The sequence below is a fragment of the Cognatiluteimonas profundi genome (assembly GCF_009792795.1).
Taxonomy (GTDB): domain Bacteria; phylum Pseudomonadota; class Gammaproteobacteria; order Xanthomonadales; family Xanthomonadaceae; genus Cognatiluteimonas; species Cognatiluteimonas profundi.
Genome location: NZ_VKHQ01000005.1, coordinates 35,305 through 51,253 on the forward strand (window position 1 = coordinate 35,305; position 15,949 = coordinate 51,253).

Annotated in this window: 14 protein-coding genes; 7 read left to right on the forward strand and 7 right to left on the reverse strand. The window is 68.1% G+C overall.

Annotated features, from left to right (window positions below):
- Positions 1 to 171 precede the first annotated feature (171 nt).
- Complete coding sequence (locus GST15_RS10110) at positions 172 to 1,536, forward strand: sigma-54-dependent transcriptional regulator (RefSeq protein WP_159017182.1); 1,365 nt, start codon at positions 172 to 174, stop codon at positions 1,534 to 1,536.
- Between the two features lie 2 nt (positions 1,537 to 1,538).
- Here GST15_RS10110 and GST15_RS10115 read toward each other — a convergent pair whose 3' ends face one another.
- Together GST15_RS10115 and GST15_RS10120 are read right to left on the reverse strand one after the other, a co-directional pair.
- Positions 1,539 to 1,898: a hypothetical protein gene (locus tag GST15_RS10115; RefSeq protein ID WP_159017183.1), complete on the reverse strand. Its 360-nt coding sequence runs from the start codon at positions 1,896 to 1,898 to the stop codon at positions 1,539 to 1,541.
- Between the two features lie 51 nt (positions 1,899 to 1,949).
- Positions 1,950 to 2,183, reverse strand: coding sequence for a KGG domain-containing protein (locus GST15_RS10120; RefSeq protein ID WP_159017506.1), 234 nt, complete (start codon positions 2,181 to 2,183; stop codon positions 1,950 to 1,952).
- Between the two features lie 554 nt (positions 2,184 to 2,737).
- On the opposite strand from GST15_RS10120, the gene GST15_RS10125 reads away from it, so the two are divergent.
- The 3 genes from GST15_RS10125 to GST15_RS10135 all read left to right on the forward strand — a co-directional run bounded on the left by GST15_RS10125 (position 2,738) and on the right by GST15_RS10135 (position 8,984).
- On the forward strand, positions 2,738 to 3,910 hold the full coding sequence (locus tag GST15_RS10125) for a BON domain-containing protein (protein ID WP_159017184.1): 1,173 nt from the start codon (positions 2,738 to 2,740) through the stop codon (positions 3,908 to 3,910).
- Between the two features lie 68 nt (positions 3,911 to 3,978).
- Entirely contained in the window at positions 3,979 to 4,422 is a 444-nt protein-coding gene (locus GST15_RS10130; RefSeq protein WP_159017185.1) for a hypothetical protein, read from the forward strand.
- 203 nt (positions 4,423 to 4,625) lie between these two features.
- On the forward strand, positions 4,626 to 8,984 hold the full coding sequence (locus GST15_RS10135) for a DEAD/DEAH box helicase (RefSeq protein WP_159017186.1): 4,359 nt from the start codon (positions 4,626 to 4,628) through the stop codon (positions 8,982 to 8,984).
- Positions 8,985 to 9,042: 58 nt separating this feature from the next.
- On the opposite strand, the gene GST15_RS10140 is transcribed toward GST15_RS10135, so the two are convergent.
- The 3 genes from GST15_RS10140 to GST15_RS10150 all read right to left on the reverse strand — a co-directional run bounded on the left by GST15_RS10140 (position 9,043) and on the right by GST15_RS10150 (position 11,111).
- Positions 9,043 to 9,801 carry a hypothetical protein gene (locus tag GST15_RS10140; protein WP_159017187.1) on the reverse strand — a complete coding sequence of 253 codons (759 nt, stop codon included), beginning with the start codon at positions 9,799 to 9,801 and terminating at the stop codon, positions 9,043 to 9,045.
- Between the two features lie 83 nt (positions 9,802 to 9,884).
- Positions 9,885 to 10,220, reverse strand: a complete 336-nt coding sequence (locus GST15_RS10145) for a cupredoxin domain-containing protein (protein WP_233263149.1) — start codon at positions 10,218 to 10,220, stop codon at positions 9,885 to 9,887.
- A gap of 12 nt (positions 10,221 to 10,232) precedes the next feature.
- Positions 10,233 to 11,111 carry an FTR1 family iron permease gene (locus GST15_RS10150; RefSeq protein WP_233263150.1) on the reverse strand — a complete coding sequence of 293 codons (879 nt, stop codon included), beginning with the start codon at positions 11,109 to 11,111 and terminating at the stop codon, positions 10,233 to 10,235.
- A 138-nt stretch (positions 11,112 to 11,249) separates the two neighbouring features.
- Between GST15_RS10150 and GST15_RS10155 the strand changes: the two genes are divergently transcribed.
- Entirely contained in the window at positions 11,250 to 12,983 is a 1,734-nt protein-coding gene (locus tag GST15_RS10155) for a glycosyltransferase family 39 protein (RefSeq protein WP_159017188.1), read from the forward strand.
- A gap of 24 nt (positions 12,984 to 13,007) precedes the next feature.
- Here GST15_RS10155 and ahpD read toward each other — a convergent pair whose 3' ends face one another.
- Positions 13,008 to 13,547 (reverse strand): alkylhydroperoxidase, AhpD family, encoded by a 540-nt coding sequence (gene ahpD, locus GST15_RS10160; protein WP_159017189.1) that lies wholly within the window; start codon positions 13,545 to 13,547, stop codon positions 13,008 to 13,010.
- A 110-nt stretch (positions 13,548 to 13,657) separates the two neighbouring features.
- Positions 13,658 to 14,194 carry a peroxiredoxin gene (locus GST15_RS10165; protein WP_159017190.1) on the reverse strand — a complete coding sequence of 179 codons (537 nt, stop codon included), beginning with the start codon at positions 14,192 to 14,194 and terminating at the stop codon, positions 13,658 to 13,660.
- A gap of 149 nt (positions 14,195 to 14,343) precedes the next feature.
- Here GST15_RS10165 and GST15_RS10170 point away from each other — a divergent pair, with 149 nt between their 5' ends.
- Together GST15_RS10170 and GST15_RS10175 are read left to right on the forward strand one after the other, a co-directional pair.
- On the forward strand, positions 14,344 to 15,300 hold the full coding sequence (locus GST15_RS10170; RefSeq protein ID WP_159017191.1) for a LysR substrate-binding domain-containing protein: 957 nt from the start codon (positions 14,344 to 14,346) through the stop codon (positions 15,298 to 15,300).
- Positions 15,297 to 15,941 (forward strand): hypothetical protein, encoded by a 645-nt coding sequence (locus GST15_RS10175; RefSeq protein ID WP_159017192.1) that lies wholly within the window; start codon positions 15,297 to 15,299, stop codon positions 15,939 to 15,941. Before GST15_RS10170 ends, GST15_RS10175 begins: the two co-directional genes overlap by 4 nt.
- The last annotated feature ends 8 nt before the right edge of the window (positions 15,942 to 15,949 follow it).

The window sequence follows — 15,949 nt, forward strand, 5'->3', positions numbered from 1 at the left end:
GCCCTCACGGCTGCGGCACCTTGCGCAAGCGGCAGTCGGCACCGCGTGACCGGCGCCAGCTCCAAGCCGCCTGCCAGCTTGCATGCTGAATGCGTAATACGCCGATTTTCCGGCTGTTTATGCGAGTTTCCTTCACCGCGAGCGACGCGTTGCTGGACTATAAGTCGCGTCATGAACGAGCCTGTCCTGGTGATCGTCGATGACGATCGCACCTTCGCAGCGGAAGCCGCCACCCTGGCCCGCAGCCGCGGCTTCGCCACCCATGTGGCCCACTCGGTTGCCGAGTCGGAACGATTTTCGTGCATGCCGCGCGACCTGAGCCTGCTCGACACCGACCTTCCCGACGGGTCCGGTTTCGACGTGCTGGAGAAATTCGAACTCGACGACTACGGCAAGATCGTCTTCGTCACCGGGCAGCCCACCGTGGAGTCGGCCGCGCGCGCGGTCTCGATGCCGGTCTCGGACTACCTGACCAAGCCGCTGGGCCTGGGCAAGCTCGACCAGTTGCTGCGCGAAGTCTCCCTGCGGGTCTCGCGCCGCAGCGCCGCCACCGGCGATGCCGACCTGGGGCTGGTCGGCGAGAGCCGCGCCATCCGGCGGCTGCGCCACGAAATCGGCAAGGTCGCCGCATGCGATGTCCCGGTGCTGCTGACCGGGGAAACCGGTACCGGCAAGGAAGTCGTGGCGCGCGCCCTGCATCGCGCCAGCGGCAGGCGCGGACCGCTGGTCGCCGTCAACTGCGGCGCGGTTGCCCCCGACCTGCTCGCCAGCCATCTGTTCGGCCACGAGCGTGGCAGCTTCACCGGCGCCAATGCGCGGCATATCGGCGTGTTCGAGCAGGCGCAGCACGGAACGCTGTTCCTCGATGAAATCGCGGAGATGCCACTGCAGTTGCAGGTGTACCTGCTGCGGGTGCTCGAATCGGGCGCGGTGACGCGCGTGGGAGGCAACGCGGAGATCGCCGTCGCCGCCCGCGTGATCGCGGCGACCAACCGCTATCCGCATGCGGCCATCGGTGATGGCCTGCTGCGCGATGACCTGTATTACCGGCTGGCGGGATACGAGATCTCGCTGCCGCCATTGCGCGATCGCGACGAGGACATCCTGTTGCTGGCGCAGGCGTTCCTCGACGAACTCAATGCCGGAAACGGCACCGGCCGCAAGCTCGACCCGCGTTGCCACGCCGCCCTGCGCCAGCATCGCTGGCCGGGCAACGTGCGCGAACTGCGCAGTGCGATCAACCGCGCCTACCTGATGGCGGACGGCGAGCGCGTGACCCTCTACCCGCAACGGGCGGCGTCGGTGACGGATGAAAGCACGCAACTCGTCTTCCGCGTCGGCATGAGCTTCGCGGAGATGGAAACGGCGATGCTGATGAAGACGCTCGAACACTTCGATGGCGACAAGCGCGCTGCGGCAGCTGCGCTGGGAGTCAGCACCCGCACCATCCACAACCAGCTGGCACGCATGCGACATGGCGCCGCGCGACCGCCCGCCACGCTGGACCAGCGGCCAGGCGCCAGGGATCGTTTCTAGCGCTACGCGCGAACCATGGCAGGTGGCGCCCTGGCGATCGCACCGTCATCCCAACGCGGCGCCTCGCTGTCGTCGTCATGCAGTTTTTGCCAGACCCGGCGCGCGGCGGGCTCGGCGCGCGACCACGGGATGCGCGAGCGACCCCGTATCCGCTGGTAGGCAGCCAGGATCACCGGCTCGATGCTGTCGAACTCGCAGTTCGGATACGCGAGGTAGGCGTGGATGCCGACGCGGATCGCCGGCTCCCACTCATGGAACAGGAACACCAGTTCGCTGGTCGCCGTGCCTTCCAGCTGGCGCCAGCACGACAATTCCGCATCGATGTCGATCATGACCGCGCCGGTCAGGCCGCTTCCGTCCATTTGCGTCCTCCAAATGCGTGCCGTCGGATGCAACTCGGCTGGATCGCTGCGTCAGTGCCCGGTTCGGCCACGACCGCCGCGCTGGCCTTCGCTGGCGTCGCCCTGGATGTCGCGATCGGTGCTGGAGGAATTGGAGGACCGGCTTTGCGTGTTGTGGCTGCGGGCCTCGCCGCCCTTGCGGCCGGCGGCGCGGGCTTCCTCCGAGGTGAACTCGTGGGCGTGGCCACTGGCGTGCGCCGCCCGCCCGCCCTCGCTGGCGATTTCGCGCTGCTGTTCGGGATTCATGGCGGCGAATCCGCGACCCTTGGCCTGTCGCGTGGCGGCCTGCGAGACCTGCTCGTGTTGCTGTCCCTCGCGGCCTCCCTGTTCCTGGTTGTTCTTGCGATTGGGCACGTCGTGCTCCTTGGTTGGCTGTTGGTCGACATGGAACACGAAGGTTCCATGCGGAAGCAGCAGCAACCTTCGTGCCAACCGCAAGTCCGCGTCGTTGCGGCCGCTGCGAGCCAACCAGTCGGACGAATTTTCCCGTCGGGGAAAACATTTCATCGGTGCACCGCGCTCATCCGTCGTCGCGAATTAGGCAGGCGTGAAAAATGCATTCGGCCGGACGGAGGCGATGCACGCAGCCGATGCAGCCAGGCAACCAGGCGGCGGTACCGGTCGATGGCACGGGAATTGCGGCCGTGCCTGGTGGTTGTCACCGAGAGGACTACGCCGTGCAGGACCAACCCGCTGCTTCAGCTGCAAGGGAACTCAAGGCCGCCGCCCGCGACGTGCTGCGGATGGGTACGCAATGGGCACACAACGCCCTGGATTGGGTCGACGAAAGGAGGAACCACATGAGCGATCGCAATGAGCGCGATTTTGACGAGCAACAGTACGCACAACGCCACCGGCAGGAGAGCCAGGGTTACGAGCAACAGATGCGCGAGCGCGAAAGCCGCGACCGGGACATGCAGGGCGGCTTGAGTTCGCGCAACTACACGCCGGGCTACGGCCCGCAGCAGATGGGACCCGGTGCAGGCCATGGTCAACAATCGCGGTCGAGCTTCGGCGAACGTGCATACGAGCCCGAAGCCCATGGATACAGCGAGTCCTACCTGTCGCAGGGATATGGCGCGCAAGGCAGCGCGGGCGCACAGGGGTTCGGGCCGGAAGGCCATGGCATGCATGGCGGCTATGGGCGACCGGGTTGGGGAGGCCAGGCTGACGAGGGCAGCTACCAGTCGACGGAAGTCGGCTCGCAAGGCTACGGGCAGCGCCAGGAACAACCTGGGTACGGCTATCAGGGTTCGGGCCAGCTGGGCGTCTCGCGCCAATTCGGACCGCAACGGCAGTACGGCCCGCAGGGCAGCCTCGGTGCGCGGCGCTACCCGTACGGCGAACCGCCCGAGCGCTCGCAGCTCGGTGGTCGCCAACCGACAGCGCAGCAATGGGACAGCGCCCAGCAGTGGCATGCGCCCAACGAGGAGCGGCATGGCGAGCAGGCAGTCGCACAGCACTACGGGCAGCAATACGGCCAGCAGCTCTACGGCCAGCAAGGCTTGGGACAGCAATATGGACAGCAGGGCTACACACCGGGAATGCGCTCCAGTCATCGCGGACTGGGCCCGAAGAACTACTCGCGCCCCGATGAACGCATCCGCGAGGACATCAACGAGCGCCTGACCGACGCCGACGACATCGACGCGCGCGGCCTCATGGTGGAGGTGAGCAATGGCGTCGCGACGCTCACCGGAACGGTCGAGCAGCGCTGGATGAAGCATCGCGCCGAGGACATCGCCGAAGCCTGCAGCGGCGTGCGCGACGTCCACAACCAGATCCGCGTGCAGCAGCAGGACTCCGCCGGCACGACATTGGGCAGCCGGACGTTGAGCTCGGGCCTTGGTGCAGGCGGCGGATCGGGTAGCGCTTCGACGTCCACGGGGTCCGGCACCAGCACATCGACGTCCGCCGGTTCGGGTTCGTCGAGCACGTCGACGCGCTCCGGCAGCACCCCGACCGGGCACTGATCGGCAGCGGTGCATCGCGACCGGCCGCATGACGGCCGGTCGCTCCAGCGACACCACGGAGACGCGACATGAAAGCCAACACGACGATCACCAGCACGACCCTGGCGGCAGCACTGTTGACGGGATTGGCCCTGCTGTCGGGCTGCAACCGCTCATCGGAACGCACGGCAGACAGCAGCATCCCGCCGGCAAGCACGCCTGCCGCCACCGATGCCACCAGCGGCGCAGCAGACACCACCGCCGCGACGACGCCACCTTCCTCGGCGCCCGCCACGACCATGGGCAACGCCGATCCTGAAATGGGATCCGACACGACGAGCGACCTGTCGTCCACCGACGAGACCGCTCCGCCGAGCGACACGATGGGAACGGCTCCCACGACGAGTGGAAGCGGGACGACCGATGCCAACACCACCGATGCGAACCAACCAACCAACGCCACCGGCAACACGACTGGCGAGGACAAGGGCCAGGTAGGCGACAACCCGCCCAACCCACCCGAGCATCCCTAGGAACAGCCGTCCTGCAACCGTGGCCTGATCCTTCACCCCACCCACGCATGGATGTTCCATCAACGCGCAGTGCCTGCAGGCGAGTGCGCAAAGAGAGCAGCGTTGAAGACGTGATCGACGATCCGAACATGGACGCTCATCGCGACTCCCGCTGCAAACCGCGTGTTCATCCGGGTGGTGGGCGCGCGTCGGATAATCACCCGATGTCGCCGTCCCCCCACCTCGCGGGTTTCCATCCCGCGGTTGCCGCGTGGTTCACCGCGGCCTTTCCCGGCCCGACGGACGCCCAGGCGCAGGCATGGCCCGCGATCGCGTCGGGACGCAATACGCTGGTCGCCGCGCCGACCGGTTCGGGCAAGACGCTCACCGCGTTCCTGGCCGCCATCGACGGGCTGGTGCGCGATGGACTGGCACAGGGCGGCTTGCCCGACGTCACCCAGGTGGTCTACGTCTCGCCACTCAAGGCGCTGTCCAACGACATCCACATCAACCTGGAAGCCCCACTGGCGGGGATCCGCGCCGAGCTGGCACGACAGGGCCTGCCGGACGTCGAGATCAGGACCGCCGTGCGCACCGGCGACACGCCGCAGTCCGAGCGTGCGCGCCTGCGCAGGCTGCCGCCACACATCCTCGTCACCACGCCGGAATCGCTGTACGTCCTGCTGGGCTCGGACTCCGGGCGCGCGATGCTCGCCGGGACGCGGACCGTCATCGTCGACGAGATCCACGCGATGGTCTCCAGCAAGCGCGGCAGCCACCTGTCGCTGTCGCTGGAACGGCTGGAAGCGCTGTGCGGACGACGACTGACGCGGGTCGGCCTGTCCGCCACCCAGAAGCCGATCATCGACGTCGCCCGATTCCTGGTCGGGTCGGCCGCCGTTGCAACCGACGGCACGCCGGATTGCGCCATCGTCGATATCGGCTACACCCGCCGACGCGACCTCGCGCTGGAACTGCCACCGGTGCCGCTGCAGCCGGTGATGTCCAACGAACAATGGGACCTGGTGTACGCGCGCATCGCCGAACTCGTCCAGGCGCATCGCACCACGCTGGTCTTCGTCAATACGCGGCGCATGGCCGAGCGCGCCGCACGTCATCTGGCCGAGAAGCTCGGCAAGGAGGCGGTCGCCGCGCATCACGGCAGCCTGGCCAAGGAATTGCGCCTGGACGCGGAGCAGCGGCTCAAGCGGGGCGAGCTCAAGGTACTGGTCGCCACGGCGTCGCTCGAACTGGGCATCGATATCGGCGACGTCGACCTGGTGTGCCAGATCGGTTCGCCACGCTCGATCGCCGCGCTGCTGCAGCGCGTCGGCCGCGCCGGCCATCAGGTCGGCGGCGTGCCGAAGGGCCGCCTGTTCCCACAGTCGCTCGACGACCTGGTCGAATGCGCGGCGCTGCTGGACTGCGTGCGCCGTGGCGAACTCGACGCGCTGGTCATGCCGGTGGCGCCGCTGGACGTCCTTGCGCAGCAGATCGTCGCCGAGGTGTCCGCCACCGAATGGGACGAGGACGCGCTCTACGACTGGAGCCGTCGCGCCTGGCCGTATGCGCGACTCGCGCGCAAGGACTTCGACGCGGTCGTGCGCATGCTGGCCGAGGGCTTCAGCACGCGGCGCGGACAGCGCGCGGGTTACCTGCATCGCGACGCCGTGCACGGGCGCCTGCGCGGACGCAAGGGCGGGCGCATGACCGCGGTGATGTCGGGCGGGACGATTCCCGACACCGGCGACTACACGGTCATCCTCGAACCGCAGGCAACGATGATCGGCACGGTCAACGAGGATTTCGCCATCGAGAGCATGGCGGGCGACATCTTCCAGCTGGGCAATGCCAGCTATCGCGTGCTGCGGGTCGAGGCCGGACGCATGCGCGTGGAGGATGCGCAAGGCCAGCCGCCGAGCATTCCCTTCTGGCTGGGCGAAGCGCCCGGACGCAGCGACGAACTATCGATCGGCGTGTCGCGCCTGCGCGCGGAAGTGGCCGAACGCCTGCCCTTGGGCGAGGACGCGGTCGCCGCGTGGCTGGTCGACGAGGTCGGCATGGTGGCGGAGGCAGCGCGGCAGATCGCCGCTTACTTCGCCCGCCAGGTGGCGTCGCTCGGGCTCATGCCGACGCGCGAGACGCTCGCGATGGAGCGCTTCTTCGACGAATCCGGCGGTACCCAGCTGGTGATCCATTCGCCCTACGGCAGCCGCATCAATCGCGCCTGGGGGCTGGCGCTGCGCAAGCGCTTCTGCCGCAAGTTCAATTTCGAACTGCAGGCGGCGGCGACCGAGAATTCGATCGTGCTGTCGCTGTCGACCAGCCACAGCTTCCCGCTGGTCGACGTCGCGCATTACCTGCATTCCAACACCGCCGGCGACGTGCTGACCCAGGCCCTGCTCGATGCGCCGCTGTTCGGCGCGCGCTGGCGCTGGAACGCGACCACGGCGCTCGCACTGCCGCGCTTCATCGGCGGCAAAAAAGTCGCACCGCAATTGCAGCGGATGAAATCGGAGGACCTGCTCGCGTCGGTGTTCCCCGACCAGGTCGCGTGCGCGGAGAACCTCGTCGGCGAGCGCGAGATCCCCGACCACCCGCTGGTTGCGCAGACGCTCGACGACTGCCTGCACGAGGCGATGGACGCCGAGGGCTGGCTGGCGTTATTGCGCGATCTCGAATCCGGCGCGGTCCAGATCGTGGCCCGCGACCTCACGGCTCCCTCGCCCTTCGCCGCCGAGGCCCTGAACGCGCGCCCCTACGCCTTCCTCGACGACGCACCGCTGGAAGAGCGGCGCACGCAGGCGGTCATGAGCCGTCGCTACAGCGACGCCGACAGCGCGAGCGACCTTGGCCGCCTGGACCCGGCCGCGATCGACGCCGTGCGCGAGCAGGCGTGGCCGCAGGTGCGCAACGCCGACGAGATGCATGAGGCCCTGATGGGACTGGGCTGCATCACGCAGGACGAGGCGCAGGCCTGCGACTGGATGGCATGGCTCGATACCCTGGCGACCGCGCACCGCGCGACGCGGATGTCGGTCGGCGACGGCACGGGATTGTGGGTTGCGGCCGAGCGCCTTCCGCTCCTGCGCATGCTGCATCCGGATGCCGCGTGCATTCCCGCGATCGAAGCGCCTGCGGAATTTGCCGCGCAGGCCTGGTCGCGCGAGGATGCCGCACTGGAACTCGTGCGTTCGCGCCTGTCCGGTTTGGGGCCGACCACCGTGGCGGCACTCCGCGCATCGCTGGGCCTGCCGCAATCGGATATCGACGGCGCCCTGCTGCGGCTGGAAAGCGAGGGCTACGTCATGCGCGGCCGCTTCACGGCGGATGCGGCCGTCGACGAGTGGTGCGAGCGGCACCTGCTCGCGCGCATCCATCGCTACACGATCGGCCGGCTGCGTCGCGAGATCGAACCGGTCGAACCGCGCGACTTCATGCGCTTCCTGCTGGACTGGCAACGCGTCAAGGCAGGCAGCCGTGTGAGCGGGCCGGACGCGCTTGCCAACGTGCTCGCGCAGCTCGAAGGCTTCGAGGCGCCGGCGGGCGCGTGGGAAACCGAACTGCTGCCGGCACGGGTCAGCGACTATTCCATCTCCTGGCTCGACGACCTGTGCACCGCCGGGCGGGTGGCATGGACGCGCCTGCGCGGCGCCACCACCACGTCCGACGGCGCGGGACGCACGGCTCCGGTGCGGGCAACCCCGATCGTGCTGCTGCCGCGTCGTCAGCTGGCGTTGTGGACGGGGCTGGCCGCGGGCCAGCGCGAGGACGATCCCGAACTCTCATCGCGCGCGCAGAAGGTCGCCACGCATCTGGCCGAACATGGCGCATCGTTCTTCGACGAACTCGTGGATGGCGCGCATCTGCTGCGCACCGAACTGGAGGACGCCCTCGCCGAGCTCGTTGCACGCGGACGCGTGCACTGCGACAGCTTCGCCGGGTTGCGCGCCCTGCTCGTGCCGCAGTCCAGGCGGCCATCGGCGCACCAGCGCCGCGGTCGGCGCACGGCACTGTTCGGGATCGAGGACGCCGGGCGCTGGACGCTCACCCGCCGTGCCGCGTCGGCTGCGTCATCACCGAAGCCCGGTCCCGAAGCAATGGAGCACATCGCGCGCACGCTGCTGCGCCGCTATGGCGTGGTGTGCTGGCGGATGCTCGAGCGCGAAGCGCCATGGCTGCCGCCGTGGCGCGACCTGCTGCGCGTGTACCACCGGCTCGAGGCGCGCGGAGACATCCGTGGCGGTCGCTTCGTCGCCGGCCTGAGCGGCGAGCAGTTCGCATTACCCGAAGCCATCGCCGCGCTGCGGCAGGTGCGCAGGCAGGCCCCCGATGGCGCGCTCGTCGGCGTTTCCGCGATGGACCCGTTGAACCTGGTCGGCACCCTGCTGCCCGGGCCAAAGGTGCCACGCCAGCCGGGCGCACGCTTCGTCCTGCGCGATGGCGTCGCGCTCGCCGCACTGGTCGCCGGCAAGGTCGAACTGTTCGTGCCGCTGGCGCCGGATGACGAGCGCGATGTTCGCAAGGTGCTGCTGCGCGAGCCGTCCTCGCAATTCGAGCCCGGCCTGCACGCGACTGCCTGAGCAGCCTTTCCCGGATCCACGTTCGATCCCGGCTGCGCTCGGGGCGCAGAACAGCGGGTCAATACATCTCGTACTCGACCTGGAAGCGAAGCGCCGCATCGGGAGCGCCACTGCTCAGGCCCGCGAGCAGCGCCGCGTTGTAGCGGATCTTGTCGCGTCCCGGCAGACGGTGCATGCCGAACACGGCTGGCCCGGCCGAATGCCAGTCGCCTTCTCCCAGATGGCCGATCACGCCGAGCTCGCCAAAGCCCTGCGCGCCCCATTCCAGCGCCTCGTTGCCACGCCAGCGTAGCTGCCAGCGGTAATCGAGCCCGGTGTCGTTGCTGGCACCGGAGCCGACTTCATGCTTGAAGCGGAAGTTGAGGTTGGCGACGGCTGGACCGATCTCCTTCTGCAGCAAGGGTCCGATCTTCACCTCGTCCGGGCCGTCGGCGAAGGTGTGTTCGTATTCGGCCAGCAGGCCAAGGTCCATCCAGTATTTACCGGGCTCGGTCAGCACGAACACGTTTTCCCACTCCAGCGCTTCCAGCTTGCCCCGCTCGCCACCTTCGGCCGCGTACTCCAGGACCGCCTCGGTGCGCCAGCGGTTGGTGACGCCGTAGCCGACATCGAACACGAATGCATGTTCGTTGGGGCCGTTGCCGAAATCGCGGTAACCACCGCGTAATTCGAATTCGGTTTCACCCTGCTCCACGGTCGGCGTGTAGACGGCATCGGCGGCGCCGGCGAACGCGGCGCTGCTGGCCGGGATGAGCGAGGACAACAACAGGGCACGCAGGATCCGGCGCGCGGGCAAGGACAGGCTGGACGAGGTCATCGGTTTCTTCAAGGTGAACGGAACGGGAGGCTGCATCTGCATGCAGCCCGAAAGGGTTGGACGGAAAATCGGAACGACGCGGACTATTGCGCGAGCAGAACGCCCTGCGCGGTGTCTGGATGGAAATCGCCGAAGAACGGATAGCGACCAGGTTTCAGCGGGCCGACGTAGACGGGAATGGTGCCGCCACCCAGGACGACCTTCTCCCGGTTGAGCTGGTGGCTTTCGAATTCCTCCGGCGTCGCGTCCTCGTTGACCACGATGAGCTTCACCTTGGTGTTGGCCGGCACGATCACCTGCGCCGGAACGAAGCGATGGTCGCGGATCACCAGCCTCACTTCCGGCGGCTCGCCGGCGATGGCAACGGAACTGGCCAGCGACAGCAGCAGGGCGAGCAGGACGGGACGATGATTCGACACGGGATTCGATCCTCAGGTGGAAGGATTGGAGACGGCGCGGATCGATGGCAGGCGCGGAGCGGCAAGTCGCGCGCCGCCGGCCAGTACCGCCACGACGGACAGATACAGCAGCACCTGCATGCCACTGGGCTGTGCGGTGTAGCCGACCAGCGCATGCAGGGTGCGGCCGAGCCATGACTCGTCCGACAACAACCAGCTGCTGTCCCACAGCGGGTTGGCCAGCGTCGGCAACACATCCGCCTGCGCCAGGAAACCAGCCGCCGCCGCGGCAAGGCCGGCCGCCAGCAGGATCAGCAGGCCATTGGTGGCGCGGAAGAAATGCCGCATCGGGATGCGCACCAGGCCGACGTACATCGCGACGCCGGCGGCCACGCCGCTCAGCAGCCCGAGCATGCCGCCCGTGACCAGGTCGCCCGTGCCGGAGCCACTGGAGACCAGGCCGTAACCGAACAGCACGACTTCCGATCCCTCGCGCAGCACCGCCAGCGCGACGACGATCATCAATGCGGTCAGCGGCCGGCGGCCTTCGGAGACGTCATTGCCGAAGCGCCCCGCATCCGCGGCGAGCACGCGACCGTGGCGTGCCATCCAGACGACGTGCCAGCCGATCATGGCGGTGGCGGCAAGCAGCACGCCGGCGTTGAACCACTCCTGGCCCATGCCGCTCATCGCATCGGCAAGCCGTCCCGCGCCTGCCGCGACCAGGGCCGCGCCAGCGCAGCCGAGCGCCAGGCCGGTGCCGATCCAGCGCCAACGGCTCTCCACGCCACGGGTGGCGGCCGCGACGATGCTGACGATCATCGCTGCCTCGAGTACCTCCCGGAACACCAGGATCCAGATGGCCAGCATGGTTGTCTCCATTTCCGATGCGGCAATGATAATGGTTCTCATTGCCTTTGCAAGGGGGGGCTGTTCGTCAGCGGGCATCCGCTTTGGTCCACAGCAGCTGAAACCGGCTCGGGGCGCGGCTTCATTGCCATTCGGCGGCAACCCGGGCCCAATGGCGCGGCCCATCGACCGGTTGCCACCATGCCCGCAATGCCCCGGCAGGACTCATCGCAGCGCGCCTGGTGGTTCCCACCGGCGGGGAGCTGGATCGGCATCGCGTTCATTGCCCTGGTCGCGCTCGCCTGGTTCGCCGGCATCGGCAGCCGCCCGCTGAACGAACCCGATGAAGGTCGCTACGCCGAGATCGCCCGCGAGATGTTCGTCTCCGGCGACTGGGTGATGCCGCGATTCAACGGCCTGCGCTTCTACGACAAACCGCCGCTGCACTACTGGATCACGACGGCGTCCTACCACGCGTTCGGCATCACGCAATTGACTGCGCGGTTGTGGAGCGCGCTGGCTGGACTGATCTGTGTCGCAGCGGCCTGGTATGCCACCCGCCGCGTCTGGGATGCGCGCCGTGGACGCCTGGCGGCACTGGTCTGCATCAGCCTGTTGCTGGTCGCCGCCGGAGGGCACCTCAATACGCTGGACATGGGGGTGACGGCCTTCCTGACCGTCGCGCTCGCCACGTTCATGATCGCCGAGCACGGCTGCACCGATGCCGTCGCACGACGCCGCTGGATTCTCGCCACCTGGGCGGCCATGGCGCTGGCCATCCTGTCCAAGGGTTTGATCGGCATCGTGCTGCCAGGCGCGACGCTCGTCGGCTACATGCTCTGGCAGCGCGACGGCAGCCTGCTGCGACGCCTGCACATCCTGCCGGGACTGCTCATCCTGCTGCTGGTCGCTTCGCCGTGGTTCGTGCTGCTGGCGCGCCGCGACGGGAATTTCCTCTCGTTCTTCTTCATCCACGAGCACTTTGGCCGCTTCCTGTCGCAGGTGGCCGATCGCAACCACGCGTGGTGGTATTACCTGCCGGTGCTTGTCGTCGGGACGCTGCCATGGACCGGATTCCTGGTGACGTCGCTGCGCAGCGCGTGGCGCCGCTCCACGAGCGAACGCGACGCCCCGACGCGATTGCTGCTCTTGTGGGCCGCGATCGTGCTGCTGTTCTTTTCCGCGGCGGGCGCGAAGCTGCCGCTGTACGTGCTGCCCGTGCTCCCGGCGCTGGCGATGCTGATCGCCGGCGCCATCACGCAACTGTCGCCACGGGCGATCGCACGGCGCCTGCTGCCGGTCGCGGCCCTGGCCATCATCGGCGCTGCCTTCGTCGCCTGGTTGCCGCATACGCACCTGCTGGGCGGCAAGAACGCGACGTATGTGCCGATGTGCAATCCCGTCGCCCTGTCGATGCTGTTGCTGGGCGCCGGAACCGGTGCCGGGGTCGTCCTGGCCCGGCGTGCGAAGGTCGACGCCGCCATCGCAGCCGCGGCGCTCGGAGGGCTGTTGTTCGTGCAGGGGATGTTGTTTGCGTACCAGCGCCTGGCCCCGGTGGTGTCGGCGCAGTCGATCTCCGCGCTCGCGCGGCCCTATCTTCGAGACGACGCGCCGGTCTACGCGGTGCAGAGGTTCCAGCGCGGGATGCCGTTCTACCTGCAGCGACGCATCACCCTGGTCGACGAGCGCCCCTACGACCTGCGGGCCGGCATGGCGTGGGATCCGGACCTGTCGCTGCCGGACCTGGCGTCCTTCACCAGCGACTGGAACAGCCATCCGGGCGCGCTGGCCTTCATGCGCATGGGCACCTTCACGACCTTGTCGGCCCAGCAGCTGCCCATGCGGATCGTCGCCAACCAGGCCGGCACCCTGGTCGTGCAGAACCCGCTTCCGCAACGAGCACCGATCGACTCCATGGCCACGCCGGCGCAATAGACCGGCGCGGCTGGCATCGCGCCCTCAGGCGGCCGCGACACCCTGTTCGAGCACCACCGCGACCGCATGCACCACGGCGGCGATCTTCAGGGTGCTCTGTACGCCCTGCGCGGAGACGTCGTGTTGGCGGACGGCGCGTTCGTGCGAGTCCAGGCAGGAGCCGCAGCCGTTGATCGCCGACACCGCCAGGCACGCCAGCTCGAACGCCACCTTGTCCAGGCCGGAGTTGGCGATCACGTTCATGCGCAGGCCGGTCCGCAGCTGGCCGTACTCGTCGTTGTGGATCAGGTGCGTGGCGCGGTAGTAGATGTTGTTCATGGCCATCATGGCCGAGGCCGCCTTCGCGCCGTGCAGTTGCTCGGGCGTCAGCTGCTCCGATGCGATTGCCTCGATGGCGGCGACCAGCGGCGCATGGCGGGCGGCAATCGCCGATGCCAAAGCGATCGCGTGCACCTGGTGTTCCTCCAGGCCGACGGCGCCGGTCGGGCTCAGCACCGAGTCGAGGTTGAGCTTGAGGTCGCGGGCGTAATCGGGAAGCGCATTGCGCAGTTCGGACAGGTTCATTGCTTTCTCCAGTTAAAACAAAGGCGGCCGAAGCCGCCTTTGCACCCGCGCGACAGGGGGAGGGATTGCCGCCGGGGGAGCGGCATGTCGCGACGAGAGGGGACGGTTGGTTACGCGACTTTCAGCGTCTGCTCGCCCTTGTGCCAGTTGCACGGGCACAGCTCGTCGGTCTGCAACGCGTCGAGCACGCGCAGGACTTCATCCGGATTGCGACCGACGCTGCCGGCGGTGACGTACACGAACTGGATCACGCCATCGGGATCGACGATGAACGTCGCGCGCTGCGCAACGCCGTCGTCGCCGAGGATGCCCAGCGCGGACGTCAGCTCACGCTTGATGTCGGCCAGCATCGGGAACGGCAGGCTGTTGAGGTCCTTGTGGTGCGTGCGCCACGCGTGGTGGACGAACTCGCTGTCGGTCGACCCGGTCAGCAGCTGCGCGTCGCGGTCGGCGAACGCCTGGTTGAGCTTGGCGAAACCGGTGATCTCGGTCGGGCAGACGAAGGTGAAGTCCTTCGGGTAGAAGAACACCACGAGCCACTTGTTCTTGTAGGTGTTGTTGTCGATGTCGACGAACGCGGTGTTCAGGTCGTTGGAAACGGTGGCCTTGAGATTGAAGGCGGGAAACTTCTGGCCGACGGTCAGCATCTGCGGAACTCCTTGTCAGGATGGGGAAGTGGGTGGACGGCGCGTGGCAGCCCTGGAACGCCGCCAATCTTGCCTGCGGCGAATTGATTCGTGAAATGAATTGTTCCTATGATGTCGATAGCCTGTCCTTATGACGAATCGAGCATCCGATGAACCTCCGGGACCTTCGATATCTGGTCGCGCTGGCCGATCACAAGCATTTCGGCCGCGCGGCGAGCGCCAGCTTCGTCAGCCAGCCGACGCTGTCGACCCAGATCCGCAAGCTGGAGGAGGAGCTGGGCGTGTCGCTGGTGGAGCGGGCGCCGCGACGGGTGATGCTGACCCCGATCGGGCGGGAGATCGCCGAACGCGCGCGCAGGGTGATCGCCGAGGTGGCCCAGATGGGTGAGCTGGCCCGTCGCAGCCAGGATCCCGAAGCGGGCACGGTGCGGCTGGGCCTCTTCCCGACGCTGGCGCCCTACCTGTTGCCACATGTCCTGCCCGGCATCCGCGCGCGATTCCCGCGACTGGAACTGCTGCTGGTCGAGGAAAAGACCGATGCGCTGCTGGCGCGCCTGCACGAGGGCCGCCTGGATGCGGCGATCCTCGCGCTGCCGCTGCATGACGACCAGTTGCACGTGGAGCCACTGTTCACCGAGCCATTCCTGCTGGCGGTGCCGCGCTCGCACGACTTCGCGCGTCGCAGCCAGCCGCTCGCGCTGCACGACCTCGACCACGAGCGCCTGCTGCTGCTGGAGGAAGGCCACTGCCTGCGCGACCAGGCACTTGACGTCTGCCGACTCGCCGGCGCGGAGGAGCGCGACTTCCGCGCGACCAGCCTGGAGACGCTGCGGCAGATGGTCGCCGCCGGCATCGGCATGACCCTGCTGCCGATGCTGTCGGTGCAGCCGCCCGTGCCGCCTTCGGCCGACATCCAGTTGCTGTCGTTTGCGGGCAAGCCGCCGAGCCGCGAGATCGCGATGGCCTGGCGACGCAGTTCCGCCATGGGTGGTTTTTTGCAGCAGCTGGCCGGGGAGTTCAAGGCGTTGCCGCCGGAGTTGCTGCGCAGTGCGCCCGCGACGGCGACACCCCAGGCACGCCGGGTGTCGCGCGGAGCCGCGACATGAGGCCCCGCAACTGGGGAGCGCTGGCATTGCTCGTGGCGATCGTCGGTTGGTGGTATTCGCCGGCATCGCCGCGTGTCCCGGCATTCGCCGTGGCGGCGCACGGCTCGCAACCGCAGTGCCCGATGCCGCCCCGCGTGGCCGCCGGCGATCCACCACTGCAATCCGCCGTTCCGTCGAACGTGGCGTCATTCCAACTGGCTGCCGCGCAGTTGCAGCCGCTGGCCGGATTCAGCGTCGACGCACGCGTCCTGTCGCGGCGCGACTACAGCCTGGGCCGCGAAGCCCAGCTGTCGCCAACCGATCTGGCCCTGGGCTGGGGCCGGATGCGCGACGACGCCGTGCTGTCGCAGCTGCAGATCAGCCAGTCATCGCGCTGGTACCGCTATGGCTGGAGCGGCGACCCGCCCTTGCCGCCGGAAGAAATCGCTCGTTCCAGCGCCAACATGCACCTGATCCCATCCGACGCCGAAAGCGCAGCGGAGCTGCACCGCGTCCGCGACGGATCGCACATCCGCATCGATGGCTGGCTGGTGGAAGCGACCTCGCCGGACGGCTATCACTGGCGCAGCTCGACAACACGGGAGGATACGGGCGCGGGGGCGTGCGAGGTGGTGTATGTGTGTGCGATCACGCAGCTGTAGATATTCCC